The organism is Streptomyces sp. NBC_00557 (assembly GCF_036345995.1).
In the GTDB taxonomy this organism is placed as follows: Bacteria; Actinomycetota; Actinomycetes; order Streptomycetales; family Streptomycetaceae; genus Streptomyces.
Window position 1 is genome coordinate 6,924,547 of record NZ_CP107796.1, and the last position, 24,093, is coordinate 6,948,639.

The 24,093-nt window shown below is 73.9% G+C and carries 22 protein-coding genes; 14 read left to right on the forward strand and 8 right to left on the reverse strand.

Translation table 11 applies throughout. The annotated features are described in order from the left end of the window. Positions 1-84 precede the first annotated feature (84 nt). Positions 85-1,257, forward strand: coding sequence for an acyl-CoA dehydrogenase family protein (locus OG956_RS30570; RefSeq protein ID WP_330341228.1), 1,173 nt, complete (start codon positions 85-87; stop codon positions 1,255-1,257). A gap of 455 nt (positions 1,258-1,712) precedes the next feature. Here OG956_RS30570 and OG956_RS30575 read toward each other — a convergent pair whose 3' ends face one another. Next, a complete protein-coding gene (locus OG956_RS30575; protein ID WP_330341229.1) occupies positions 1,713-2,150 on the reverse strand; it encodes a hypothetical protein in 438 nt (145 codons plus the stop codon). Between the two features lie 245 nt (positions 2,151-2,395). Here OG956_RS30575 and OG956_RS30580 point away from each other — a divergent pair, with 245 nt between their 5' ends. From OG956_RS30580 to fxsA, 4 genes are all read left to right on the forward strand, one after another. Beyond that, positions 2,396-2,836 (forward strand): Lrp/AsnC family transcriptional regulator, encoded by a 441-nt coding sequence (locus tag OG956_RS30580; RefSeq protein ID WP_018548954.1) that lies wholly within the window; start codon positions 2,396-2,398, stop codon positions 2,834-2,836. A gap of 69 nt (positions 2,837-2,905) precedes the next feature. Beyond that, positions 2,906-4,510, forward strand: a complete 1,605-nt coding sequence (locus OG956_RS30585; protein ID WP_330341230.1) for an amidohydrolase — start codon at positions 2,906-2,908, stop codon at positions 4,508-4,510. 537 nt (positions 4,511-5,047) lie between these two features. Continuing rightward, positions 5,048-5,845: a polyprenol monophosphomannose synthase gene (locus OG956_RS30590; RefSeq protein WP_330341231.1), complete on the forward strand. Its 798-nt coding sequence runs from the start codon at positions 5,048-5,050 to the stop codon at positions 5,843-5,845. Positions 5,846-5,910: 65 nt separating this feature from the next. Then, positions 5,911-6,462: an FxsA family membrane protein gene (fxsA, locus tag OG956_RS30595; protein WP_330341232.1), complete on the forward strand. Its 552-nt coding sequence runs from the start codon at positions 5,911-5,913 to the stop codon at positions 6,460-6,462. 127 nt (positions 6,463-6,589) lie between these two features. Here the strand turns inward: fxsA and OG956_RS30600 are convergent, their stop codons facing one another. The 4 genes from OG956_RS30600 to yczE form a co-directional block, all read right to left on the reverse strand. Continuing rightward, positions 6,590-6,964, reverse strand: a complete 375-nt coding sequence (locus tag OG956_RS30600) for an RNA polymerase-binding protein RbpA (protein WP_003977404.1) — start codon at positions 6,962-6,964, stop codon at positions 6,590-6,592. Between the two features lie 280 nt (positions 6,965-7,244). Continuing rightward, a complete protein-coding gene (locus tag OG956_RS30605) occupies positions 7,245-8,591 on the reverse strand; it encodes an MFS transporter (protein WP_330341233.1) in 1,347 nt (448 codons plus the stop codon). A gap of 62 nt (positions 8,592-8,653) precedes the next feature. Continuing rightward, positions 8,654-9,430 (reverse strand): glycerophosphodiester phosphodiesterase, encoded by a 777-nt coding sequence (locus OG956_RS30610; RefSeq protein WP_330341234.1) that lies wholly within the window; start codon positions 9,428-9,430, stop codon positions 8,654-8,656. After that, complete coding sequence (gene yczE / locus OG956_RS30615; protein WP_330341235.1) at positions 9,427-10,080, reverse strand: membrane protein YczE; 654 nt, start codon at positions 10,078-10,080, stop codon at positions 9,427-9,429. Before yczE ends, OG956_RS30610 begins: the two co-directional genes overlap by 4 nt. Before the next feature lie 102 nt (positions 10,081-10,182). On the opposite strand from yczE, the gene OG956_RS30620 reads away from it, so the two are divergent. Next, positions 10,183-11,691: an SCO1417 family MocR-like transcription factor gene (locus OG956_RS30620; RefSeq protein ID WP_330341236.1), complete on the forward strand. Its 1,509-nt coding sequence runs from the start codon at positions 10,183-10,185 to the stop codon at positions 11,689-11,691. 198 nt (positions 11,692-11,889) lie between these two features. On the opposite strand, the gene OG956_RS30625 is transcribed toward OG956_RS30620, so the two are convergent. Continuing rightward, complete coding sequence (locus OG956_RS30625) at positions 11,890-13,503, reverse strand: hypothetical protein (protein ID WP_330341237.1); 1,614 nt, start codon at positions 13,501-13,503, stop codon at positions 11,890-11,892. A 46-nt stretch (positions 13,504-13,549) separates the two neighbouring features. After that, positions 13,550-13,744 (reverse strand): hypothetical protein, encoded by a 195-nt coding sequence (locus OG956_RS30630; RefSeq protein WP_330341238.1) that lies wholly within the window; start codon positions 13,742-13,744, stop codon positions 13,550-13,552. A gap of 306 nt (positions 13,745-14,050) precedes the next feature. Between OG956_RS30630 and OG956_RS30635 the strand changes: the two genes are divergently transcribed. The 5 genes from OG956_RS30635 (at position 14,051) to OG956_RS30655 (ending at position 19,649) form a co-directional block, all read left to right on the forward strand. Then, complete coding sequence (locus OG956_RS30635; protein ID WP_330341239.1) at positions 14,051-14,443, forward strand: ankyrin repeat domain-containing protein; 393 nt, start codon at positions 14,051-14,053, stop codon at positions 14,441-14,443. Between the two features lie 301 nt (positions 14,444-14,744). Beyond that, a complete protein-coding gene (locus OG956_RS30640; protein ID WP_330341240.1) occupies positions 14,745-16,163 on the forward strand; it encodes a HEAT repeat domain-containing protein in 1,419 nt (472 codons plus the stop codon). Positions 16,164-16,345: 182 nt separating this feature from the next. After that, positions 16,346-17,473 carry a glycosyltransferase family 4 protein gene (locus OG956_RS30645; protein WP_330341241.1) on the forward strand — a complete coding sequence of 376 codons (1,128 nt, stop codon included), beginning with the start codon at positions 16,346-16,348 and terminating at the stop codon, positions 17,471-17,473. Further along, positions 17,470-18,645: a glycosyltransferase gene (locus tag OG956_RS30650; protein WP_330341242.1), complete on the forward strand. Its 1,176-nt coding sequence runs from the start codon at positions 17,470-17,472 to the stop codon at positions 18,643-18,645. The genes OG956_RS30645 and OG956_RS30650 overlap by 4 nt, the downstream gene beginning before the upstream one ends. Next, the gene (locus OG956_RS30655) at positions 18,642-19,649 is read left to right on the forward strand and encodes an SGNH/GDSL hydrolase family protein (protein ID WP_330341243.1); all 1,008 of its coding nucleotides are present in this window, start codon (positions 18,642-18,644) and stop codon (positions 19,647-19,649) included. The genes OG956_RS30650 and OG956_RS30655 overlap by 4 nt, the downstream gene beginning before the upstream one ends. Before the next feature lie 157 nt (positions 19,650-19,806). Here the strand turns inward: OG956_RS30655 and OG956_RS30660 are convergent, their stop codons facing one another. Beyond that, entirely contained in the window at positions 19,807-20,646 is an 840-nt protein-coding gene (locus OG956_RS30660) for a putative hydro-lyase (RefSeq protein ID WP_330341244.1), read from the reverse strand. Positions 20,647-20,758: 112 nt separating this feature from the next. Between OG956_RS30660 and OG956_RS30665 the strand changes: the two genes are divergently transcribed. The 3 genes from OG956_RS30665 to OG956_RS30675 all read left to right on the forward strand — a co-directional run bounded on the left by OG956_RS30665 (position 20,759) and on the right by OG956_RS30675 (position 24,069). Then, positions 20,759-21,448, forward strand: coding sequence for a GntR family transcriptional regulator (locus OG956_RS30665; protein WP_330341245.1), 690 nt, complete (start codon positions 20,759-20,761; stop codon positions 21,446-21,448). A 181-nt stretch (positions 21,449-21,629) separates the two neighbouring features. After that, positions 21,630-23,159, forward strand: a complete 1,530-nt coding sequence (locus OG956_RS30670) for a hypothetical protein (protein WP_330341246.1) — start codon at positions 21,630-21,632, stop codon at positions 23,157-23,159. A 31-nt stretch (positions 23,160-23,190) separates the two neighbouring features. After that, a complete protein-coding gene (locus OG956_RS30675) occupies positions 23,191-24,069 on the forward strand; it encodes a hypothetical protein (RefSeq protein WP_330341247.1) in 879 nt (292 codons plus the stop codon). Positions 24,070-24,093: the final 24 nt, after the last annotated feature.

The window sequence follows — 24,093 nt, forward strand, 5'->3', positions numbered from 1 at the left end:
TCGGCCATTCGAACGACCAGGCGGAGCCGCCCCCACCCGACGGGCCCTGCCGCCGGTGCCCTAACGAGGGAGGAGACCGTCGCCATGTCCGACCGCGACCCGCAGCCGGTGGAACGTCAGCTGCCGACGGAGGAGGCGCGGGATCTGCTCGCCCTCGTCCGGGACATCGCCCAGCGTGAGATCAGGCCGAGGGCCGCCGAGGAGGAGGACGCGGGACGCTTCCCGCGCGAGGTCTTCACCCTGCTGTCCCAGTCGGGCCTGCTCGGCCTGCCGTACGACTCCGAGCACGGCGGCGGCGACCAGCCGTACGAGGTCTACCTCCAGGTCCTGGAGGAGCTGGCGACGGCCCGGCTCACCGTGGGGCTGGGCGTCAGCGTGCACACGCTCGCCTCGTACGCGCTCGCCACCTACGGCACCAAGCAGCAGCAGGTCGAGCATCTGCCCGCCATGCTCGGCGGCGGTCTGCTCGGCGCCTACTGCCTCTCCGAGCCGTCCTCCGGCTCCGACGCGGCCTCGCTCCGCACGAAGGCCGTGCGCGACGGCGACGACTGGGTGATCACCGGCACCAAGGCCTGGATCACGCACGGCGGCATCGCCGACTTCTACACCGTGATGGCCCGCACCGGCGAGGAGGGCCCGCGCGGGATCACCGCCTTCCTGGTCCCGGCCGACGCGCCGGGGGTGAGCGCCGCGGCGCCGGAGAAGAAGATGGGCCTGAAGGGCTCGCCCACCGCGCAGGTGCACTTCGACGGCGTCCGGGTCGGCGACGACCGCCGGATCGGCGAGGAGGGCCAGGGCTTCGTCATCGCCCTGTCGGCCCTCGACTCCGGCCGGCTCGGCATCGCCGCCTGCGCGATCGGGCTCGCCCAGGCCGCCCTGGACGAGGCGGTCGCCTACGCCACCCAGCGCCGGCAGTTCGGCCACCCCATCGCCGACTTCCAGGGCCTGCGCTTCATGCTCGCCGACATGGCCACCCAGATCGAGGCGGGTCGCGCCCTGTACCTCGCGGCAGCCCGGCTGCGCGACGCCGGCAAGCCGTTCGCCAAGCAGGCGGCCATGGCCAAGCTGCACTGCACCGACACGGCCATGAAGGTCACCACGGACGCCGTGCAGATACTCGGCGGCTACGGCTACACCGCGGACTTCCCGGCCGAGCGCTACATGCGCGAGGCCAAGGTGCTGCAGATCGTCGAGGGCACCAACCAGATCCAGCGGATGGTCATCGCCCGTCACGTGGCGGGACCGGAGGGTCGCTGAACTGCCCCTTGAGGACCGTCGGGGCCGCCAGCCGGGTCCACTCCGGGTCGTGGCGGCCCGGCAGCGTCCGGCCCCGGTCGGCCCACGTGCGCATGAGATCGCGGTAGATCGGCGGGTCCTGCGGCACGGGCGGCGGAACTGATTCCGCCGGGCGCGGGACGAAGATGCGCCGCTGACGCCCGGTGACCGAGTGCATGGGGGTCATGCCTGGGCAACGCCCGAGCCCCCGGACAGGTCACCGTCCGGCGGAATCGGGCGTCAGTTCAGCGGTGCCCACTCCGGCTCCGGCCGTCCGGCAGGCCGTTCCCCCGCAGGCGTACGCGCGCGGCCGGCGTACTTCGGACCGGCGTACTCCGGAAACGGGCCTCGTCCCGGCGGACCGGACACGCCTGCCCGCACCACGACGGCCTGCGCGCCATGGCGCGGGGCAGGTGAACCGAGGCGGCTCAGGCGGCTCAGGCTGCCTGGCGGCGCATCGCCGGCACGCGCATCGGGCGCGAACCCGGGCCGCCGACGTGCGAGAAGGGCTGCGTCCGCCAGTTCAGACCCTGCGGGAGCGTCAGCAGCAGGGCGGTGTCCTGCTCCTGCGGCCCCACGGACTCGTCCGCGGGGCGGGCGTCGGCCGCGGACCGGCCGGTGCCGGCGCAGACCGTGAGCCCGAACGGGTTCCACGGCGAGGCGCACAGCGCGTGCTCCGGCAGGACCTCCTCGTCCGCCAGCAGTGCGATCGGCTGGGCGCAGTCCGGGCAGATCACCCGGTACATCTCGAAGGTGTCGTAGGCGTCCGGTTCGTCGTCGTAGGCGTCGGGTTCGACGCCCTCCGGCTCGGGCTCGACGACCGGCTGCTGCTGCCGCTTGGACGCGGATCGACCAGGGCGATGGGCACTCTGCATGGGATTCTCCCCCTAAGGCTGGGCCGTTGACGGCGCTGCGGCCTCGACCACAGCAAGCACTTCCCGCCCGCCCTCGGCGGTAATCACGGGAACATCTCGGAGGCCGTCCACGGTGTGTGGCGTTCGTCACATGCCGCATGCAGGTGCGCACTGTGGGCGGTTCGCACCGCTTTTTGTATCGAAGCGGCCATGACCTGCGCTCTCGGCTATCCCCGGAGATCAGGCGCACTGTAGGTTTTGGCGCCATGGAGGAGCTCGACCGACAGATCGTGCAGCTGCTCGTCAAGGACGGGCGGATGAGCTACACAGACCTGGGCAAGGCCACGGGCCTGTCCACGTCGGCCGTGCACCAGCGGGTGCGCCGGCTGGAGCAGCGCGGCGTCATCCGCGGCTACGCCGCGGTGGTCGACCCCGAGGCCGTCGGGCTGCCGCTCACCGCGTTCATCTCGGTGAAACCGTTCGACCCGAGCGCCCCCGACGACATCGCGGACCGCCTCGCGGGCGTCCCCGAGATCGAGGCCTGTCACAGCGTCGCGGGCGACGAGAACTACATCCTCAAGGTGCGGGTGGCCACCCCGCACGAGCTGGAGGAGCTGCTGGCGCGGCTGCGCAGCCTGGCGGGGGTGTCGACCCGCACGACGGTGGTCCTGTCCACGCCGTACGAGGCCCGGCCGCCCCGCATCTGAGCACCGCACGGCGTGCCGTGCACGTGCCCCGGGTGCAGCGGGCGCCGGCCGGGGCGGGAGACTGTCGCCATGAGTGACAGCACCGCCGAGCCCCCCAAGACCGTCCTGCTGCGCCGCGGCGAGGTGCACAGCCCCGCGGACCCCTTCGCCACGGCGATGGTGGTGGAACGCGGTCACGTCGCCTGGGTCGGCTCCGAGGGCGCCGCCGACGCCTTCGCCGACGGCGTGGACGAGGTGATCGACCTCGACGGCGCCCTCGTCACCCCCGCCTTCACCGACGCCCATGTGCACACCACCGCCACCGGTCTCGCCCTGACCGGCCTGGACCTGTCCGGCGCCCCCTCCCTGGAGGCGGCCCTCGCCCTGGTGCGCGACTTCGCCGCCGCCCGCCCGGACGACCGCGTCCTGCTGGGCCACGGCTGGGACGCCGCCCGCTGGCCCGGCGGCCGGCCGCCGACCCGCGCCGAGCTCGACGAGGCCGCCGGCGGCCGGCCGCTGTACCTCTCCCGCATCGACGTGCACTCGGCGGTCGTCACCACGGCGCTGCTCGACCTGGTGCCCGGAATCGCGCCGGGGGAGGGCCCGTTGACCGCCGACGCCCACCACGCCGTGCGCGAGGCCGCGCTCGCCGCCGTCACCCCCGCCCAGCGCGCCGAGGCACAGCGCGCCGCCCTCGCCCACGCGGCCTCGCTCGGCATCGGCTCGGTGCACGAGTGCGGCGGACCGCAGATCTCCTCCGAGGACGACTTCACCGGCCTGCTGAAGCTCGCCGCCGAGACGCCCGCCCCCCGGGTCATCGGCTACTGGGCCGAGCAGAACGCCGACAAGGCACGGGAACTGGGCGCGGCGGGCGCCGCCGGCGACCTGTTCGCCGACGGTGCCCTCGGCTCGCACACCGCCTGTCTGCACGAGCCGTACGCCGACGCCGGCCACACCGGCACCGCCTACCTGGACGCGGACGCCGTCGCGGACCACGTCGTCGCCTGCACCGAGGCGGGACTGCAGGCCGGGTTCCACGCCATCGGCGACGCGGCCGTGACCGCCGTCGTGGCGGGCGTGCGCGCCGCCGCCGAGAAGCTCGGCCTGGCCCGGATCCGGGCCGCCCGCCATCGCGTCGAGCACGCCGAGATGCTCACCCCCGACACGATCGCCGGCTTCGCCGAGCTGGGCCTGATCGCCTCCGTGCAGCCCGCCTTCGACGCGCTGTGGGGCGGCGAGGACGGCATGTACGCCCGCCGTCTCGGCGCTGAACGGGCCCGCACCCTCAACCCCTTCGCGGCCCTGCTGCGCGCCGGGGTGCCGCTCGCTTTCGGCTCCGACAGCCCGGTCACCCCGCTCGACCCGTGGGGCACCGTCCGCGCCGCCGCGTTCCACCGCACGCCCGAGCACCGGGTCTCCGTCCGCGCCGCGTTCACCGCCCACACGCGCGGCGGCTGGCGGGCCGTGGGCCGGGACGACGCGGGCGTCCTGGTGCCGGGCGCGCCCGCCGACTACGCGGTCTGGCGCACCGACGAGCTGGTCGTCCAGGCCCCCGACGACCGGGTGGCCCGCTGGTCGACCGACCCCCGCTCGGGCACGCCCGGCCTGCCCGATCTCACCCCGGGCCGCGACCTGCCGGTCTGTCTGCGCACGGTGGTCGGCGGGCGGACGGTCTTCGTACGGCCGGGCGAGTGATCTACGGGGGTGGCGCGGCGGCGAACGGCCGCCGCGGTCCCGCCGCCCCACCTGCGCATCCTCCCCGGCGAGTCCGGCCTTCCCCGCGTCGTGCCAGGTCAGACGGCTGTTGACAGTCGGCGGCCAGGGGCCGGTAGGTTCGTCCGAGTCCACCACCGGACGCCCGACCGGGGAGTGTTCGCGCAACTCGGCGCAGCGCCGCTGGGTCAGGGACGGTGTGCCGCACCGGGGCACCGCCACTGGGAGCCAGGCTCAGCGCCCGCGCCGCCGAGGGAACGCTTCGGCCGGTCGGCAAGGTGTGACCCGGGTGGGGCCCGTGCGCTCAGTAGACAACGGCTTTCGGTCGATCCGCAGCCAGCGGGTCCCAGGTCGGCCCGAAGGGCGCCGGGCCCCCATCCGCAGGGGTCGCGAGGGTACCGAAAAACGCATTCTTACCCCACTCTTGTGGAATCGACACCCCCATACGAACGACGTGTGCCGTCTTCCCACACGGCGGCCACTATGGTGGACCCCTGCGTACGATCAGAAGGGGCAGCAGTGAACGACGGCGACGGGACCCTCGCGGCGAAGGCCCAGGGGAGGCAGTTCGGTCCGCTCGGCACGGCCTTGGTGATCATTCCGACCTACAACGAGGCGGAGAACATCAAGACCATCGTCGGCCGGGTGCGCAAGGCCGTCCCAGAGGCGCACGTACTGATCGCGGACGACAACAGCCCCGACGGCACCGGCAAGCTCGCCGACGAGCTGGCCGCCGACGACACCCACGTCCAGGTGATGCACCGCAAGGGCAAGGAGGGCCTCGGCGCCGCCTACCTCGCGGGTTTCCGCTGGGGCCTGGAGCGCGACTACGGCGTGCTGGTCGAGATGGACGCCGACGGCTCCCACCAGCCCGAGGAGCTGCCCCGGCTGCTCACCGCGCTGAAGAGCGCCGACCTGGTGCTCGGCTCGCGCTGGGTGCCCGGCGGCCGCGTGGTGAACTGGCCCAAGTCCCGCGAGTTCATCTCCCGGGGCGGCAGCCTGTACTCCCGGCTCGCGCTCGATCTCCCGCTGCGCGACATCACCGGCGGCTACCGCGCCTTCCGCCGCGAGACCCTCGAGGGTCTCGGCCTGGACCAGGTCGCCTCGCAGGGCTACTGCTTCCAGGTCGACCTGGCCCGCCGCGCGGTCAAGGCCGGCTACCACGTCGTCGAGGTCCCGATCACCTTCGTCGAGCGCGAGCTGGGCGACTCCAAGATGAGCAAGGACATCCTCATCGAGGCGCTGTGGCGGGTCACCGCCTGGGGCGCGGGTGACCGGTTCGCCCGCCTCACCGGCAGGAACAAGAGCTCCAGGTAACCCGCGGCGGACCGGCCGGTCAGCCCCTTATCCCGTGCTGAGCCGCCGCCAGGCACACTGGGGGCATGACGACTGGCGCTCCCACCTCTCCGTACACCGCCCGGCCCCGGCGCTCCCGGCTGCGCAGGTATCTGCCGCTCGGGGTCGCCGCCTGGCTGGTGCTGGAGATCTGGCTGCTGACCCTGGTCGCGGGCGCGGCCGGCGGGCTCGCCGTGTTCCTGCTGCTCGTCGCGGGCCTCGTGGCGGGCTCCGCGGTCATCAAGCGGGCCGGCCGGCGCGCCTTCCAGAGTCTGAACGAGGCACTGCGGCGCGGCGGTTCACCGGAGCGCGGCGGCAACGGCCTGATGATGCTCGGCGGACTGCTGCTGATGATCCCCGGCGTCCTGTCGGACGCCGCGGGTCTGCTCCTGCTGCTGCCGCCGGTGCAGCGGGCCGTGCGCCGGTACACGGAGAACGCACTGGACAAGCGGCTGCGCACGGCCGCTCCGGGCAGCCTCCGCGACGCCTTCCAGCAGGTCCGCATCCACCGCCCCGACGGCAAGGTGGTGCCGGGCGAGGTCATCCGCGAGGACCGGCCGGGGCCGGGGGAGCGGCAGCGGCCGCCGCTGACGTGGTGAGCAGGTCCCCGGACAGACGAGACCGGTGAGCAGGTTCCCGGACAGACGAGACCGCGGGCGCCGTACGTGAATCCGTACGGCGCCCGCGGTCTTCGTATGCGCTGTGTCCGGCCCGGCCCCGCAGGGACTAGGCCGACTTCCGGCTGTCCCGGGGGTGAACCGCGATGTTCATCGCCCCCGAGCGCAGAACCGCCAGGCGCTCCTCGAGGACCTCTTCGAGCTCCTCACGGGTGCGCCGCTCCATCAGCATGTCCCAGTGGGTACGCGCGGGCTTGGCCTTCTTCTCCTCAGGGCCGTCGCCGTCGACGAGGAGTGCCTGGGCTCCGCAGACCTTGCACTCCCACTCCGGCGGGATCTCCGCCTCGACCGAGAAGGGCATCTCGAAACGGTGCCCCTTCTCGCATGCGTACTCCACGGCCTGGCGCGGAGCCAGGTCGATACCGCGGTCCGTCTCGTAGCTGGTCACCACGAGGCGCGTACCGCGAAGAGCTCGCTCACTCATGAATCGTGCCTCCCGGGCTTGTCGCCCACAGGACAGGTGTCGCTGTCGTCGTCATCCGGTCAACGTCCGGTCGGCGGTAAAGATTCCCGTTCCGTGTCCCGTTCCGGGTCATGCGTCGCCGTCGTAGCCGCCCCTTGTTCTACCCACCGGCGCCCGGTTTGTCACATCTGCTAGCAGATGTCACCCAGCGTTTCGGCTTCTTTGACGCGCAGTAACGGTACGCCTGGCAGGCCAAAGGCGTACACTACCGCCCTTTGGGGTTGAACGCTAAATCGGCGCTTCAAATCTTCTCCGGAACCGGATTGCCCGCGGCGCCGATCGCCCGCCGCACCGGGACCCGCGCCAGCAGCACGAAACCGATGACGAAGAACGCCACCAGCGAGATGATCGCGGACCGGTAGCTTCCGGTCAGCTGGTAGGTCATGCCGAACAGCAGGGGTCCCAGCCAGCTCATCCCGCGGTCGCTCACCTCGTACGCCGAGAAGTACTCCGCCTCCTTGCCGGGCGGCACGAGATGGGAGAACAGCGACCGGGACAGCGCCTGGCTGCCGCCGAGGACCAGCCCGATCCCGGCGGCCAGGACGAAGAAGAACACCGGGGCCTTCGCGGGCAGGAAGTAGCCGGCGGCCAGGGTGGCCGTCCATGCCACCAGCGAGCCGAGGATCGTCCGCTGCGCGCCGTAGGTCCTCGCCAGCCGTCCCATCGCCAGCGCTCCGGCCACCGCCAGCACCTGCACCAGCAGCACGGCCGTGATCAGCGTCGACTGGCCGAGGCCCAGTTCCTGCGAGCCGTAGACGGAGGCCTGGGTGATCACCGTCTGGATGCCGTCGTTGTAGACGAGGTACGCCAGCAGGAAGGACAGCGTCAGCGGATGCCGGCGCATGTCCCGGACCGTCGCCGCCAGCTGCCGCAGGCCCGGCGCCGCCGAGCGCTCCACGCGCGCGTGCCGGTCGCGCAGCCTGCGCAGCGGTACGACCGTGAAGGCGCCCCACCACAGGCCGGCCGAGGCCAGGCAGACCCGGACGGCGGCCGTCTCGGTCAGGCCGAAGGAGTCGTGCGCCGAGTACAGGACCAGGTTGGCGACCAGGACCGTGGAGCCCGCGGCGTAGCCGAAGGCCCAGCCCCGTGAGGAGACCGCGTCCCGCTCCTCGGGCGGCGCGATCTGCGGCAGATAGGAGTTGTAGAGCATCATCCCGACGGACTGCGCCGCGTTCGCCACCACCAGGAGCAGCCCGCCGAGCAGATACCGGTCGCCGTCCAGGAAGAACATCCCCGTGGTCGCGGCCGCGCCGGTGTACGCCGCCGCCGCGAGCAGCGGTTTCTTGCGGCCCGTACGGTCGGCCAGGCTGCCCGCGAGCGGCATCACCACGACCGCGAGGATCACCGACAGCGACACCGAGTACGCGAAGAAGGAGCCCGCCCGCACCGGGACGCCCAGGGGATGCACATAGCCGCCGGCGTCCGCGGCCCGCTCGGCGACCGCCGTGAGGTACGGCCCGAGGAACACCGTCACCACGCTCGTCGAATAGACCGAGCAGGCCCAGTCGTAGAAGTACCAGCCGCGCTGCTCGCGCCGGAGGCCCGCGGTGTCGGCCGCCGCCTCCGCCCGCACGGTGTCCGTGCCCACCCCTGCCCTCGCTTCCCCGCTCACCCGCTCAGGCGCGAAGGCTCGGGCCGGGCGCCGGCCGGTCAGACCCAGACGCCCCGCTCCTCCATGACCTTGCGCAACGTGTCGATGTGATCGGTCATGATGCCATCGACCCCCAGGTCCAGGAGCCGGTGCATCCGCTGGGGTTCGTTGACCGTCCACACGTGCACGTGCAGCCCGCGCGCGTGGGCGGCGCGGACGAAGCGGTGGTCGACCACCGGCACGCCCGACTGGGCCTCGGGCACCTGCGCGGCGACGGCGGACCGGCGCACGGCGGCTGGCAGCCCCCAGGAGCGCAGCCGCAGGTTCAGCACCCCGCGCGTGCCGAACGAGGTGGCCAGCCGCGGCCCGGCCAGCCGCTGGGCCCGCAGCACGCGCGCCTCGGAGAACGAGCCGACGCAGACCCGGTCCCAGGCGCCCATGCGCTCGATCAGGTCGAGGGTGGGGCGCAGGGCGGGCTCCGCCTTGACGTCGACGTTCCACCGGACCTCGGGGAACGTCTCCAGCAACTCCTCGAACAGCGGCACCGGTTCACGGCCGGCTACGCGCGCCTGCCGCACCTCCTCCCACGGCAGGTCCGCGATCCGGCCCGCGCCGTCGGTGACGCGGTCCAGCGTCGCGTCGTGGAAGGCGACGAGCTGGCCGTCGGCCGTGGCGTGCACGTCGGTCTCCATGTAGCGGTAGCCCGTCTCGGCTGCGCGCCGGAACTGCGCCACGGTGTTCTCCAGCCCGTCGGCCGCCCCGCCCCGGTGGGCGAAGGCGATCGGTCCGGGATGGTCGAGATAGGGATGGCGCAGACGCGGGCTGGTGAGGGTCACGAACGCAGTATCGCTCCTTGCGGTGTCGTACCGGCAACGACCGTGCTGCGACCCGGTGCCTGAGGGACGGCGAACACCCGCAGGAACAGCTGCGCCAGCGGGCCGATGGACACCGCGTACAGCACGGTGCCGACGCCCACGGTCCCGCCCAGCAGGAACCCGGTGACCACCACCGCCACCTCGATGCCGGTCCGCAGCAGGCGGATCGAGCGGCCGGTGCGCCGGTGCAGTCCCGTCATCAGGCCGTCGCGCGGGCCCGGGCCGAAGCTCGCCGCGATGTACAGCCCGGTCGCCGCGCCGTTCAGCACGATGCCCGCGAGCAGCAGGGGGACGCGCACGGTCAGCGTGTGCGGGTCCGGGACGAGCGCGAGCGTGCCGTCCATGGCGAGCCCGACCACGAAGACGTTGGAGACCGTGCCGAGCCCGGGGCGCTGGCGCAGCGGGATCCACAGCAGCAGCACCGCGGCCCCCACGACGATCGAGACGACGCCGATGGTCAGCCCGGTGAGCTCGGCGAGGCCCTGGTGCAGCACGTTCCAGGGCTCGAGGCCCAGGCCCGCCTCGACGAGCAGGGCGGAACTCGCGCCGTAGAGCGCGAGCCCGGCGTACAGCTGGATGAACCGTCGTCCGAGACGGCGCGGAACGGACACGACGTACCCCCCTGGGTGGTGGCGGTGGCCTGGTGCATGTCACTCTGTGGCTTGCAAGTAATCACCATCCATGGCCAATCCGGGGAAGGTGGACTGATCTTCATGGCGCAGTGGACCTCTGCGATGGGCGCCGCGCAGCTCGCCCGGCTGCTCAAGTCCCAGCAGGACCGCCCGGCCGGCCCCGGCACCCGCCGTCCACCGGCCTACCGCGCTCTCGCCGACGGCATCCGGCTGCTGGTGCTCGAAGGACGCGTGCCGGTGGCCGCCCGCCTGCCCGCCGAACGGGAGCTGGCCCTCGCCCTGTCCGTCAGCCGCACCACCGTCGCCGCCGCGTACGAGGCACTGCGCACCGAGGGCTTCCTGGAGTCCCGGCGCGGAGCGGGCAGCTGGACCGCCGTGCCGGCCGGCAACCCGCTGCCCGCCAGGGGGCTCGAACCCCTGCCGCCCGAGGCCCTCGGCTCGATGATCGACCTCGGCTGCGCCTCCCTCCCCGCCCCCGAGCCCTGGCTCACCCGTGCCGTGCAGGGCGCCCTGGAGGAACTGCCCCCGTACGCCCACACGCACGGCGACTACCCGGCCGGGCTGCCCGCGCTGCGCGCGATGATCGCCGAGCGGTACACGGCGTGCGGGATCCCCACCATGCCCGAGCAGATCATGGTGACGACCGGCGCGATGGGCGCCATCGACGCGATCTGCCACCTCTTCGCGGGCCGCGGCGAGCGGATCGCCGTGGAGTCCCCCTCCTACGCCAACATCCTGCAGCTGATGCGGGAGGCGGGCGCCCGTCTGGTACCGGTCGCGATGGCCGAGGGCCTGTCCGGCTGGGACCTGGACCGCTGGCGCCAGGTCCTGCGCGAGGCCGCGCCCCGGCTCGCCTACGTCGTCGCCGACTTCCACAACCCCACCGGGGCGCTCGCCGACGAGGACCAGCGGCGGCGTCTGGTGGACGCGGCGCGCTCGGCCGGCACGGTGCTCGTCGCCGACGAGACGATGACCGAGCTGTGGCTGGACGAGCAGTTCGCGGACGGCGGCATGCCGCGCCGGGTCTGCGCCTTCGACCCGGCCGGCTCGACCGTCATCACGGTCGGCTCGGCCAGCAAGGCGTTCTGGGCGGGCATGCGGATCGGCTGGGTGCGGGCGGCCCCGGACGTCATCCGCAGCCTGGTCGCCGCGCGGGCGTACGCCGATCTCGGTACGCCGGTGCTGGAACAGCTCGCCGTCAACTGGCTGTTCAGCACGGGAGGCTGGGAGCAGGCGGTGGAACTGCGCCGGGCCCAGGCCCGGGAGAACCGGGACGCGCTGGTGGCGGCGGTCCGGCGCGAGCTGCCGTCGTGGGAGTTCACCGTGCCGCAGGGCGGCCTGACCCTGTGGGTCCGCGCCGGCGGCCTGTCCGGCTCCCGGCTCGCCGAGGCGGGGGAGCGGACCGGCGTCCGCGTCCCGTCCGGCCCCCGGTTCGGCGTGGACGGCGCCTTCGAGGGCTACCTCCGGCTGCCGTTCACCGTCGGGGGAGCGGTGGCGGAGGAGGCGGCGGTCCGACTGGCGGCGGCGGCGCGCCTGGTGGAGACGGGCGGCACCGGGGGTACCGAGGCGCCGCGTACGTTCGTGGCGTGAGGGAGCTCGCCGGCTCAGGGGCGAGGGACGGAAGCGTCTCACGTCTGGGCGATGGCTCGGGGCCGCGGTGTGCCGGGGCGGCCGCGGCGGCCCGGCCGAGCGCGTGCACCGCGTCGGCGGGCTCGTGCCCGGCGGGGCGGCCCGGCTGAACCCAGGCACCGCGTCGGCGAGCGGCCCCGTCCCGACAGCGCAGGAACCCTACGAGGGCTCCGCGGCCATGACCTCCGCGCTCACCGGCGCGACGTCAGTCTCCGGCTTCGTGAGATCCGCCGGCTGAGCCGCCACCGCGGTGGCCCGCGGGGGCAGCAGCTCGAGCACCGCCTGCCGGTCGGCGTCGCTGGTCGCGTCGTCGTACGGATCCGGCGTACGCGGCACCTGCAGCCGGTGCACCGGCCCCGGCCCGAGCCGCGCGTACCCCCGCCCCGGCGGCACGTGGCCCGGCGGCGTGGTGGGTGGCGGAGCGCCCAGCGCCTCCTCGACCTGCCGGGCCGCCACGGGCCCGAGCACGACACGCGCGCGTGTGTGCTGCCGTACCGGTTCGCTCAGGGCGTCCTCGCCGTCGAACTGCTCGGCCACGACGACCGTCACGTTCGCGGCCCGGCCGTGCCGCAGCGGCACCCGCAGCAGCGACTGCGGGTCCTTGCGGCCGTCCGCCATGGCCAGATGGGCGAAGACGGAGGGGCGGTCCAGCAGGATCCACAGAGGGCGGCGGGCGTCGGCGGGGGGCGGGTCGCCGGCCTGCCGGGCCAGGTTGATGGCGATGAGCCGCCGCTCGGTCTCCTGCGCCGCCCACTCCAGGCTGGCCAGCGCCCCGGGCAGCGAGCACTCCACGGCCAGCACTCCGTCCCGGCCGGTCAGGCAGGCGTACTCGCCGGTGCCGCCGCCGTCGACGATGAGGACGTCGCCGAACCGCAGGACCTGCAGGGCGATGGAGCGCAGCAGGGTCGAGGCGCCGCTGCCGGGGTGTCCCAGGGCCAGCAGATGCGGTTCGGTGGAGCGGATGCCGGTGCGCCAGACGACCGGCGGCACATCGATCCGTTCCTCTCCGTAGGAGAGGGGGAGCGTGCGGTGGACCTCGCTCGCGTCCGTGAAGCCCAGCACGATCTCGCCGGGCGCGGTCACGAAGTGCTGGGCCGGGATGTCGGCGGGCAGCGGGGGCAGGGCGGTGACGGTGAGCTGGTTGCCCTCCTCGTCCCACGCGAAGCGGTATTCGCGCCCCCGGCCGGCCTTCGCGGTGAGCAGGTGCTCGATCCGGGCCCGGGCCTCGGGCTCGCCGTCCGGGAAGTACGCCGGGTAGCGGATCACGAGATGGCCGACGCGCCCGCTGTCGTCGAACTCGTGCGAGGCGAACGCCTTCTCCCACGCGCCGCCGTGCGCGTACAGCGGAGCCGGGTCGGCGGGGCTGGAGAAGTAGGGCACCAGGGCGTCGTAGAGCGACTGGAGCCGCTCGGTCCGGGACTCGTCGGGCTCCTCCGCGGCCGGCGGGGTGCGGTCGCGGCCGTGCCAGGCCGCTGCCGCCATCACGGTGACGACGGCGAGCAGCGGACCGTACGGCATGAGGAACACGGCCAGGACCACACAGGCCACCAGGAACAGCAGCGGCCCTCGCCTGTCCTTGGGCGTGTCGGCCCATCTGCGCAGCCCGGCCGAGGCCAGCCGGCGCAGCCCGCGCGTCACCGTGATCAGCGGATGGAGGACGTCGGTGGCGCCGTCGGCCGCCGTCCGGGCCAGTTCCCGGCTCCTGGCGAGCTGCGTCCGGGCGATCTGGGCGCTGTCCTTGCTCAGAATGCGGGGGAGAGGGCGCCGGGCCACTGCTGTCTCCTGTTGACTGGTGGGTGCGGGTGGGCGGTGGGCGGACTCAGAACTTGATTCCGCCGAGGAGGCTCGCGAGGCTGTCCCCGCCCGCCTTGATGCTCGGAGCGATGCCCGTGCTCGACAGGTAGAAGCCGAACAGCGCCGACACGCACGCGTGCGAGCCCTTGAGGCCGTCCTTGCGGAAGAACAGGAACACGATGGTGCCGAGCAGGACGACGCCTGACATGGAGAGGATCATTTGAGGCCTCCTGGTGGGAGTGGGGGACAGTCACCATGAGTTCTTCCAGGATCACAGGATGTATCCATACGATTAAAGGTGCAACTGGGTGAAATTCGGGCGATTTCCCCCGGCTGGCGGAGGGTCCCTGCTCGCCTGGGCCGGTCTGTCCGTCCCGGCGGGGGCCATCGGTGATCTTTACCTCGGGCGCATCGGGTCATGTGCCGCACAAGCCAGTACCCTTGCGATTCACCCGTACGGCCGTGCTCCGCTCGCTTGCCGTACGCTCCCCGAAGTCCCGAAGTCTGCACGAGAGGCGGTCCGCCGATGAGTGAAGCCCCCGACCCCGAGGTCGTGGAGCTGGCGACCAAGATCTTCGACCTGGCCCGGCGCGGCCAGACGGAGGCGCTCGTGGCATACGTCGACGCCGGCGTTCCGGCCGACCTCACCAACGACCGCGGCGACTCCCTCGTGATGCTCGCCGCCTACCACGGTCACGCCGACGCGGTGCGCGCCCTGCTCGCCCGGGGCGCGGCGGCCGACCAGGTCAACGACCGGGGCCAGACCCCGCTCGCGGGCGCCGTCTTCAAGGGGGAGACGGACGTGATCAAGGCCCTCCTGGAGGGCGGCGCCGACCCCGCCGCGGGCACGCCGTCGGCCGTGGACACCGCCCGCATGTTCGGCAAGACGGAACTCCTGGAGCTGTTCGGCGCGCACTGACGCGCCCATCCTGACCAGGTACGACACGGAAAACGGGGGAGGCGGTACGGGGCCGCCGGAAATACGGTCGCGGCAGCGCAAACCGCCGGGTCATCATGACGACGTGATTCACGGACGCGATGGCTGGGCAGGTGTTGCCGCACCGCGCGGGCCGTGATGCGGTCCGCATGGGCCACCGACGAGAGGCAGAGAGAGATGGTCTTCAGCAAGCAAGAGACGGCGGGCGCTCCGACGTTGTGTCACGCGGCCAGGTAACGCGTGTTCCCCGGTTGCGTCGACGCTTGATGTGAGGCTGTTTCCCATGTTCGATCCGGTCATAGCGCCCAGCGGTACGCTGCTCGGCCTGCTCCAGCGGGGCCGCGGCGACGGCACACTGCACGCGCTCACCGCCCCCCGCGCCGAAGCGCTGGCGGCCCTGAACCACTGCGTGCAGCGCGATCCCCGCCACGACTGGCAGGTGGAGAACCGCTCCCTGTACTACGCCCGCCTCTACCTCGACCTGAACGGCGAGCTGGACGCGGTCGAGGCGCACCTCTTCGACCCCGAGGACGTCCTCGACACCGACGAGTCCCGCACCGGCCTCGCCCTGGCCGTACTCGGCCACCTCGCCTCCTACGGCAGGCGGGACGCGCTCGAACTGCTGCGCAGGTACGCCGCCCACGGTTCCAACTGGGCCTGGGCCCTGGACGAGCTGGCCCTGCGCGACGACGACGCCGGCCTGCGAGCCCTCGCCGCGCCCGTCCTGGCCCGCTTCCCGGCCGACCCCGAGGGCGAGGCGGAACTTGCGGCCGCCGTACGCGACGCCTTCGAGCCGCGGCCCTGGCGGCTGTGGGCCGAGGACCCGCGCCCGTCGATCGCCGCACGCGTGCGTGCCGCGCAGGAGACCGGCTGTTTCGACCGCTGGCAGCGCCAGATGCGGCCCACCGGCCCCCGCCCGGACTGGAGCGTGCGCGCCGTCTTCGAATGGGCCCAGCAAGGACTCGACCGCGGCGCCGCCCTCCATGTGCCGGCCGCCCGCTGCCTGGTCGCCGTGGCCGGCCCCGAGGACCGGCCGGAGATCGTCCAGGCCGCCCGCGCCGGCGGCGACGGGGCCCGCTGCACGGCGTTGCGCTACCTCGCCGACGGCAACGACCCCGACGCCCTCGACCTGATCGAGGCCGCCGTCGCCGACGGCACGAGCGTCGTCGTCGAGGCCGCCGTCGACGCCTTCGAACGGATGCGCAGCGTCGCCGCAGTCGACCGCGCGCGCCGCTGGGCGCAGCGCCCCGATCCGCTCGGCGCCGCCGCCGGACGCATGCTCGCCTGCCGCGGCGGCGTACGGGACCGCGACCTCGTCCTCGGCGCCCTGCGCGAGGCCGTACGCGGCGAAGGCCCCGACGCGCCCACGCTGTGGACCCTCGTGGACGGCGCCGGACGCCTCGGCATCGCCTGCGCGGCCCCCGTGCTGCGCCACATCTACCGCGAGACGGCCTCCTCGCACCTGCGCGGCCGCGCCGCCCGCGCCCTGGCCGCCACCGATCCCTCCTTCGCCGCCGGCTTCGCCGTCGAATGCCTGTGGGACTGCGAGGAGACCACCCGCGAACTCGCCGCCCGGCACGCCGAGACCGGTGACGCCCGGGTCGTGGAGCGCCTGCGCCGCCTGGCCGCCGATCCCGCCGAGGAGGCGGAGGTGCAGACGGCGGTGCGCAGCCGCTTCGGACCGGACGCGGCCCTCGGCTGACCCGCGCGCCCACGAGCGGGCCGGACGACCGCCCGCCGGATGAACACCGGATGTCCCGCAGGTCAGGCGGTCATGACGGCCGTCTGACCTGCCCGGGTGCACAGCCCAACGCTCATGGGACGTTCCCCGCGCGGAAAGATCGACGTTGACGCGGCCACGTCCGGCACGGCGACAACACCCGTATGCGTGTCGTCATCGTGACCGAATCCTTTCCCCCCGATGTGAACGGCGTGGCCCACTGCGCGCTCCAGACCGCCCGGCACCTCGTAGATCGCGGTCACCATCCGCTCGTCGTCGCCCCCGCCCCCGCTCCGGGCAGCGGACCGGACACGGACGCCCCGTGCCCGGTCGTCCGGATCCCCTCCCTCCCGCTCCCCGGCTACCCCCAGGTCCGCGTCGCCCTGCCCAGCCGGCGGCTCGCCGCCGCGCTCGTCCAGCACCGCGCCGACCTGGTCCATCTCGCCAGCCCCTTCGTCCTCGGCGTGCGCGGCATGGCCGCCGCCGCCCGGCTCGGCATCCCCGCCGTCGCCGTCTACCAGACCGACCTGGCCGGATACGCCCGCACCTACATGGGCGCCGGCGAGGCCGCCGCATGGCGGCGCATCCGCTCCGTGCACGCCGCCGCAGACCGCACCCTGGCCCCCTCCAGCGCCTCGCTCGGCGACCTGGAGGCACACGGCGTGCCCCGGGTGCGGCTCTGGCCCCGCGGCGTGGACACCGAACGTTTCCGGCCAGACCTGCGGGACGAGACGCTGCGCCGTGAGCTCGCCCCGAACGGCGAGCTGATCGTCGGCTACGTCGGCCGGCTCGCCCCCGAGAAACACGTCGAACTCCTCGCCGGCGCCTGCGCCCTGGAGGGCGTCAAGGTGGTGGTCGTCGGCGACGGCCCCAGCCACGCCCACCTCGCCGAGGCGCTGCCCGGCGCCGTCTTCCTCGGCCGCCGCACCGGCGGCGACCTCGCGCGGATCTTCGCCTCACTGGACCTGTTCGTGCACACCGGCCCCTTCGAGACGTTCTGCCAGACCGTGCAGGAGGCCATGGCCAGCGGGGTGCCGGTCGTCGCACCCGCCGCCGGGGGCCCCCTCGACCTGGTCGCCCACGCCCGCACCGGATACCTGGTCCCGCCGCGCGACGCGGACGCCGTCAGGGAGGCCGTCCGCGAACTGGCCGCGCACCCGGAGCGGCGCACCGCGTTCGGCGCCGCCGCGCGCACCATGGTCGAGGGCCGCACCTGGGCCGCCGTCGGCGACCAGCTGATCGCCCACTACGACGACGTGCTCGCGGCACGCAGGACGGCGGTGGCGGCATGAGCGGTCAGTCCCTGCGCATCGTCCGGCTCGCCAACTTCGTCGCCCCGGCCTCCGGCGGCCTGCGCACCGCCCTGCGGGAACTGGGCAAGGGCTTCAAGGCGGCCGGCCACGAACCCGTCCTGATCGTGCCCGGCGAACGGCACACCGACCGCGACACCGAGCAGGGCCGGGTCATCACCCTGCCCGGCCCGCTGCTGCCCGGCACCGGCGGCTACCGCGTCCTCACCGACAAGCGGCGCGTGGCCGCCCTGCTGGAGGAGCTGGCCCCGGACCGCCTGGAGGTCTCCGACCGGACCACCCTGCGCTGGACCGGCCGCTGGGCGCGCCGCGCGCGCGTGCCCGCCGTGATGGTCTCCCACGAGACCGCCGACGGCGTGCTGCGCACCTGGGGCGTGCCCGAGAACCTCGCGCGCCGGGCCGCCGACGCCCTCAACACCCGCACCGCGCACGTCTACTCGCGGGTGGTGTGCACCACCGAGTTCGCCGAGCGCGAGTTCGTGCGCATCGGCGCCCGCAACGTCGTACGCGCCCCCCTGGGCGTCGACCTGATGGAACGCCACCCCGCCCTGCGCGACCCGGGGCTGCGCACCCTGCACGCGCGCGGGGGCGAGGCGCTGCTCGTGATGTGCTCCAGGCTGTCCGTCGAGAAACGCCCCGGCACCGCCCTGGACGCCCTGGAGGCGCTGATACGGCGCGGACGGCGGGCGGTGCTCGTGGTCGCCGGGGACGGGCCGCTCAGGGCCCGCCTGGAGGAGCGCGCGCGGGAGCACGGGCTGCCGGTGACGTTCCTCGGGCACGTCTCCGACCGGGCCGCCCTCGGCGCCCTCCAGGCGACCGCGGACATCGCCCTGCAGCCCGGCCCGGCCGAGACCTTCGGGCTCGCCGCGCTGGAGGCCATGGCCTGCGGCACACCCGTCGTGGCCAGCCGGTCGTCGGCGCTGCCCGAGGTCATCGGCTCGGCCGGGGCGACCGCCGCCGACCGCGGCGAGGCCTTCGCGGACGCGGTGGAACTGCTCCTGGACCGTGCCGAGCCCGCACGCCGGGACGCGGCACGCGCGCGTGCGGAGTGCTTCGGCTGGGGTACGGCCGTGGAGGCGTTCCTCGCGGCCCACGACGCGGAGGTGCTCCGCCCGTCCGGCGCCAGCCGTACCGTTCCGGAGGGCGTGGCATGAGAGCCGTCCGCTTCGTCGCGCTCGGGGACTCGCTGACGGAGGGCGTGGGCGACCGCGTCGGGGAGCACTGGCGAGGCTGGGCGGCGCTCCTGGCACCCTGTCTCGCCGAGAACCCCGGCACCGTGCAGTTCACCAACCTCGCGGTCAGCGGCGCCCAGACCCACGACGTGCTGACACGGCAGACGCCGGCCGCCCTGGAACTCCGTCCCGACCTGGTGTCGGTGGTGATCGGCGTCAACGACACACTGCGCCGCACCTTCGACATCCGGGCGGTGGCCGCCCACCTCGACGAGGTGTACGCGGCCGTCACCCGCCAGGGCGCCACCCTGCTCACCGCCTGCCTGCCCGACCCCGGCGCCATGCTCGGCCTCCCGGGCGCCCTGGCCCGTCCGCTGGCCCGCCGGCAACGGGCCGTCAACACGGTCGTCCACGCGCTGTCCGAGCGCTACGGTGCCCTCCACCTGCACGCCGCGGACGGCGCCTGGATCAGCGACCGGGCCCTGTGGAGCGCCGACCGCCTGCACCCGGGGGAGCGCGGGCACCGCCAGCTCGCCGTCCGCTTCCACGCCCTGCTCGCCGAGGCGGGCCACGCGACGGGGCAACCGCCGTCTCCGGAACCGGAGTTCCCCCCGCCGACCCGGGCCGCGACCCTGCTGTGGCTGGCCACGGCCGGCACCGCCTGGGTGGTCCGGCGCTCCCAGGACCTGCTGCCGCAACTGCTGCGCCTGGCCGCCGACGAGGTGCATCACCAGGCCCGCGGCACCAGCGCCCACCTCGACCTGCACGCCTCGGCCGCGGTCTCGGCGGCGCTGGCGGCCCTGCCGCAGCGCACGGCCGCGGACATCGAGGCTCAGCGGCTCCCCGGCGGCAGGAACACACCGGCGATCCCACGGCAGGCCCGGCCGACCGGCGCGCCGGGCACGGGCTCTGGGGCTCCGGCGGTGACTGCTTCCGGCGGGGCGGACGACGAGCCGTTGGTCGCGGTGGGGTCCGTCAAGCCGTGACGGCTTCGCCGCGTGCGGGGCCGGTGCGGCGCAGCGCCGGGCGGTCGTAGGGGCGCAGGCGAGTCCGGGGCGTACGGCAGTGGGCACGCCGCACCCACGCGCGCGTGGGCCGCGGAACCGGAGCCGTGTCTCCGCCGCACCGGGGCCGGCCCCTGCCTCAGTCGACGCCGACCAGCCGGTACTGCTCGTCGCGGGCGTCGGTCAGGAACATCTGGCCCGGGGCGTGGGTGATGGCGAACGGCGGCCGGGAGGCCGTCACCGCCGCCTGCGGGGTGACTCCGCAGGCCCAGAAGACCGGGATGTCACCGGGTCCGAAGGTCACCGGGTCACCGAAGTCGGGCCGGGAGAGATCCGCGATGCCGAGCCCCGCGGGGTCCCCGCAGTGCACCGGACCGCCGTGCACGGCCGGCAGCAGGGTGCTCTCCCGGATCGCGGCGCGGAGGTGCTCCGGCGGCACCGGCCGCATCGACACCACCATCGGCCCGCGCAGCCGTCCCGCCGGCCGGCACGCGCGCGTGGTCACGTACATCGGCACATTGCGGCCCTGCTCGACATGCCGGATCGGCACGCCCGCCCGGGCCAGCGCCCACTCGAAGGTGAAGCTGCACCCGAGCAGGAAGGACACCAGGTCGTCCCGCCAGTACGCGCGCACATCGGTGGGCTCCTCGACCAGTTCGCCGTCCCGCCAGACCCGGTAGCGCGGCAGATCCGTGCGCAGGTCCGCGCCTTCGGCGAGGACGGTCGACCTGGCGCCGGCGTCCGTCACGTCCAGCACCGGGCACGGCCTGGGGTTGCGCTGGCAGAACACCAGCATGTCGTACGCCCAGTCGGCCGGCACGGAGATCAGATTGGCCTGCGTGTGGCCCGCCGCGACCCCGGCCGTGGGCCCCGACAGGCCCTCCCGGAAGCGGGCCCGGGCGGTTTTCGGGCTCCATGCGTGCGCGTGCTCGTCCACTGCGATGACGGGGAGGTCCTGGATACGCGGGGTCTGCGCCATGCCGGCTCCTCGAGGAGGTGAGCGGTGCCGTTCCCAGCACGGTAGAGGATTGTTCAACGATCCCTCAATACCCATGTTGTTTCGTTCCGGTCCGTGCGATTGAATTCCCGGCATGGCAGAGCAGCTGACGGCACTGGCCGACGACCGTGCGCTCCTGGGGCGTACCAGCACGGCGGAGCGCGTTTCGGACATCCTCCGGACCCGTATCGCCGACGGGTACTTCCCGCCCGGCACCCGGCTGTCCGAGGACGGCATCGGCGGGGCGCTCGGGGTCTCCCGCAACACCCTGCGCGAGGCGTTCCGGCTGCTCACGCACGAGCGCCTCCTGGTCCACGAGCTCAACCGCGGCGTCTTCGTACGCGTCCTGACCGTCGAGGACGTCGAGGACATCTACCGCACGCGCTCACTGGTCGAGTGCGCCGTCGTACGCGGGCTCGGCCGGCCGCCCTACCCGCTGGACGGCGTGGCGGCGGCGGTCGCCGAGGGGGAGGCGGCGACCGCGGAGCACGACTGGAAGGCGCTGGGCACCGCGAACATCCACTTCCACCGGGAACTCGTCGCCCTCGCGGGCAGCGAACGCACCGACGAACTGATGCGCAGTGTCTTCGCCGAACTGCGGCTCGCCTTCCACGTCGTCGACGACCCGCGCCGCCTGCACGAGCCCTACCTCGTCCGCAACCGTGAGATCCTGCGCGCGCTGCAGGCAGGGGACAACCGCGAGGCCGAGCGTCTGCTCGAGACGTACCTGGCGGACTCGCTGGAGCGGGTGGTGGAGGTGTACCGCCGCCGGGTCGCCCCGTAAGGGCTGAGCCGCGACTCGGCGGCGGGACGCGGCAGGCCCCGCCGAGCCATACCACACCCCTCCGCGTACGGGCGGAGCCACGCCGCTCCCGGCCGCCCCGAGGCAGCCCGCGGCGCCCCCGCCAATCCGGCGGAGCCGCTCGTTTGGGTCGATGTCAGACCCAGGACCTAGTCTGTGCACCGTGACTTCGCCTGCATCGACGGACAGCGTTCCGCCCCAGCTCAGCGCGGGGCCGCGCCCGGCTCCGGGCCCGGCCGCCGACGAGGGGCTGGCGCGGCGGCTGCGCGCGCTCGCCTGCACCGCGCCGCTGCACGACCTCGACGCGCGCAAGGCCAACCTCGCCGGTGAGTACTCGGTGTACGGCATGGCCGAGGTGGCCCTCGCCGCGATCGACCTGGTCACGCTCAACATGGACTTCGACACCGGCGCCGACCACGAGCAGATCGTCGCCCGGCTCGTCCCGCGCATCGCCGCCCAGGCCCCGCACCGGCCGGCCGCCGAGCACGAGCGCGTGGCCCGCTGGGTCCTGGAGAACCTGATCAACGTCGGCAGCGTGGACCGCGGCTTCCGCGCCGTCTACGGCACCTTCGCCCCGGACGGCACCTACGTCCGGCGGGACTACGACTTCAAGCTGATCGAGGAGGTCCCGGGCCCCGGCGGCACGGTCTACCTGCGCACGACGGACGAGGCGGTCAACGTCCTGGTCGGCGCCCTCGACACCGACGTCACCAGCGCCCAGATCGCCGCCGAGGTCAAGCTGGAGGTGCTCATCAGCCGCGGCCGGCTGGCCGACGCCCAGCTCGCCGCCGAGCAGGCCCGCTACCGCACCGTGCAGTACTCGGAGAGCCTGCGCCGGGCCCTGGAGGCCACCCGGCGCAACGTCCGCGCGGTGGACTGGCTCAACGCCGTGCCCGACATGATCGCCGAGGCCCTGGACCACGTCGCCGACCGCTACCGCCACGAGAACGCGATCCTCACCAACATCCGCAAGGCCCGCGACGAGACCGAGGAGCCCGAGCACAAGCGCCGCGCCGCCGAGCTGGTCGACATCGTCAAGGACTGCATCCGGCGCCACACCCAGCTGCAGTCCCGGCTGCTGGAGGCGGGCCCGCTGTTCCGCGCCGAGCAGGACCGGCAGGCCTTCGCCACGCCCGCCAGGACGTCCGGGACGGACCTGTACGGCCATCTCCTCGCCCCCGTCCTGCCGTTGCCCCTGGAGCAGGCCATCCGGGTCACCGACGCGTTCTTCGCGCACGGCACCGGCCTGCGCACGCCGGTCTCCGTCCGGGTGACGGACCTCGTCGACATACTGCTGACCCCGCCCGTCGAGCGGGAGCACCTGGGCGCGGAGATGCCCGAGCCCGACCTGATCGCCACACCCGACGACAGCCGGTTCAGCGAGGAGCAACTGGCCGCCGCCATGGAGCTGCTGGACCTCCCGGCCGACGCTCCGCGCAGACTGTCGGGACTCCTCGCCGAGGCCCGGCGCACCGGTGACCCGGACCTGGCCTATCTGGTCGCCCTGCTGGCCGTCCACGCGGCCAGCCCGGCGGTCGGAACGGCCTACCGGCAGGGCGAGGAGAAGCTGCTGTTCGCCGTGGACGACGGGACCGAGCTGGACGATCCGGAGTTCGGCGGAGCCGATCTGATCGTGGGAACCGCGCTGCTGGACGCGGCGGGGATGGCCGCGGACCGGACCGAAGCAGCATGAGTGAGCACCAACGCGACAAGGAGTCACAGCCGTGAGCGAGCACGTCGAGTGGAGTGAGGCGGAGCCGTCCGCCCCGTCGGCGCCCGCCGCCGTCACCCCGGCCGACGCCGCCGACGCGGCCCGGCTCGTCGCCTTCGGGCTCCAGCCCAAGCTGCAGCCCGCCCGCGACCAGGAGTACACCGAGCTGCTGCGGCGCTACCGCGAGGACCCGGCGTTCGCCCGGCTCGCCGACGCCGTCGCCGCCGGTCTGGGGCTCGTCGTCCTCGAGGTGTCCCCGCGCGCCGGGATGGCCGTGACCGCCGCCGAGGACTCGGTGTTCGCCGTCCGCATGGGCGACTACGCGCGTCGCACCGCCGCCGACTCCGGCGACCGCTTCCTGCACGGACTCGCCCATCTCGCCGTGGCCGCGCTGGCGTTCCCGCGCCCCGAGGACCTCGCCGACGACACCTACATCGGCCGTGTCACCGTCAACGGCGTCGACGCCTTCGTACGCCAGGCCTGCCGCCGCCTGGAGGAGCGGGCCGAGGAACGCGGCGAGAACACCGACCCGGCGACCGACGCGCCCGGCCTCGAGGCCGCCTGGCGGATCTGGGCCAGACGCAGCGCCACCGGAGCCACCAAGGACGCCCGCCGCCCGGCCGCCTCCACCACCGGCATCGTCGCCAAGGCCCTCGCCTTCCTCACCGACTCGGGCTTCCTGCAGCGCACCGGCGACGACAACGGCGGCACGTACCGCACCACGGCCCGCTACCAGCTCCAGGTCCGCGACATGGCCGGCAGCGCCGCCCTGGCCGAACTGCTGGAGCTGGGCGTCGTCCCGGTGACCGACGGCACGGCCAGCCTGCTGCCCGCCGAGGACGCCGACGACCTGGAGCTGGTGGCCGACGCCGGGCTGCCGTTCCACTCCTGAACTCCCGCACCCCCCGCACGTTTT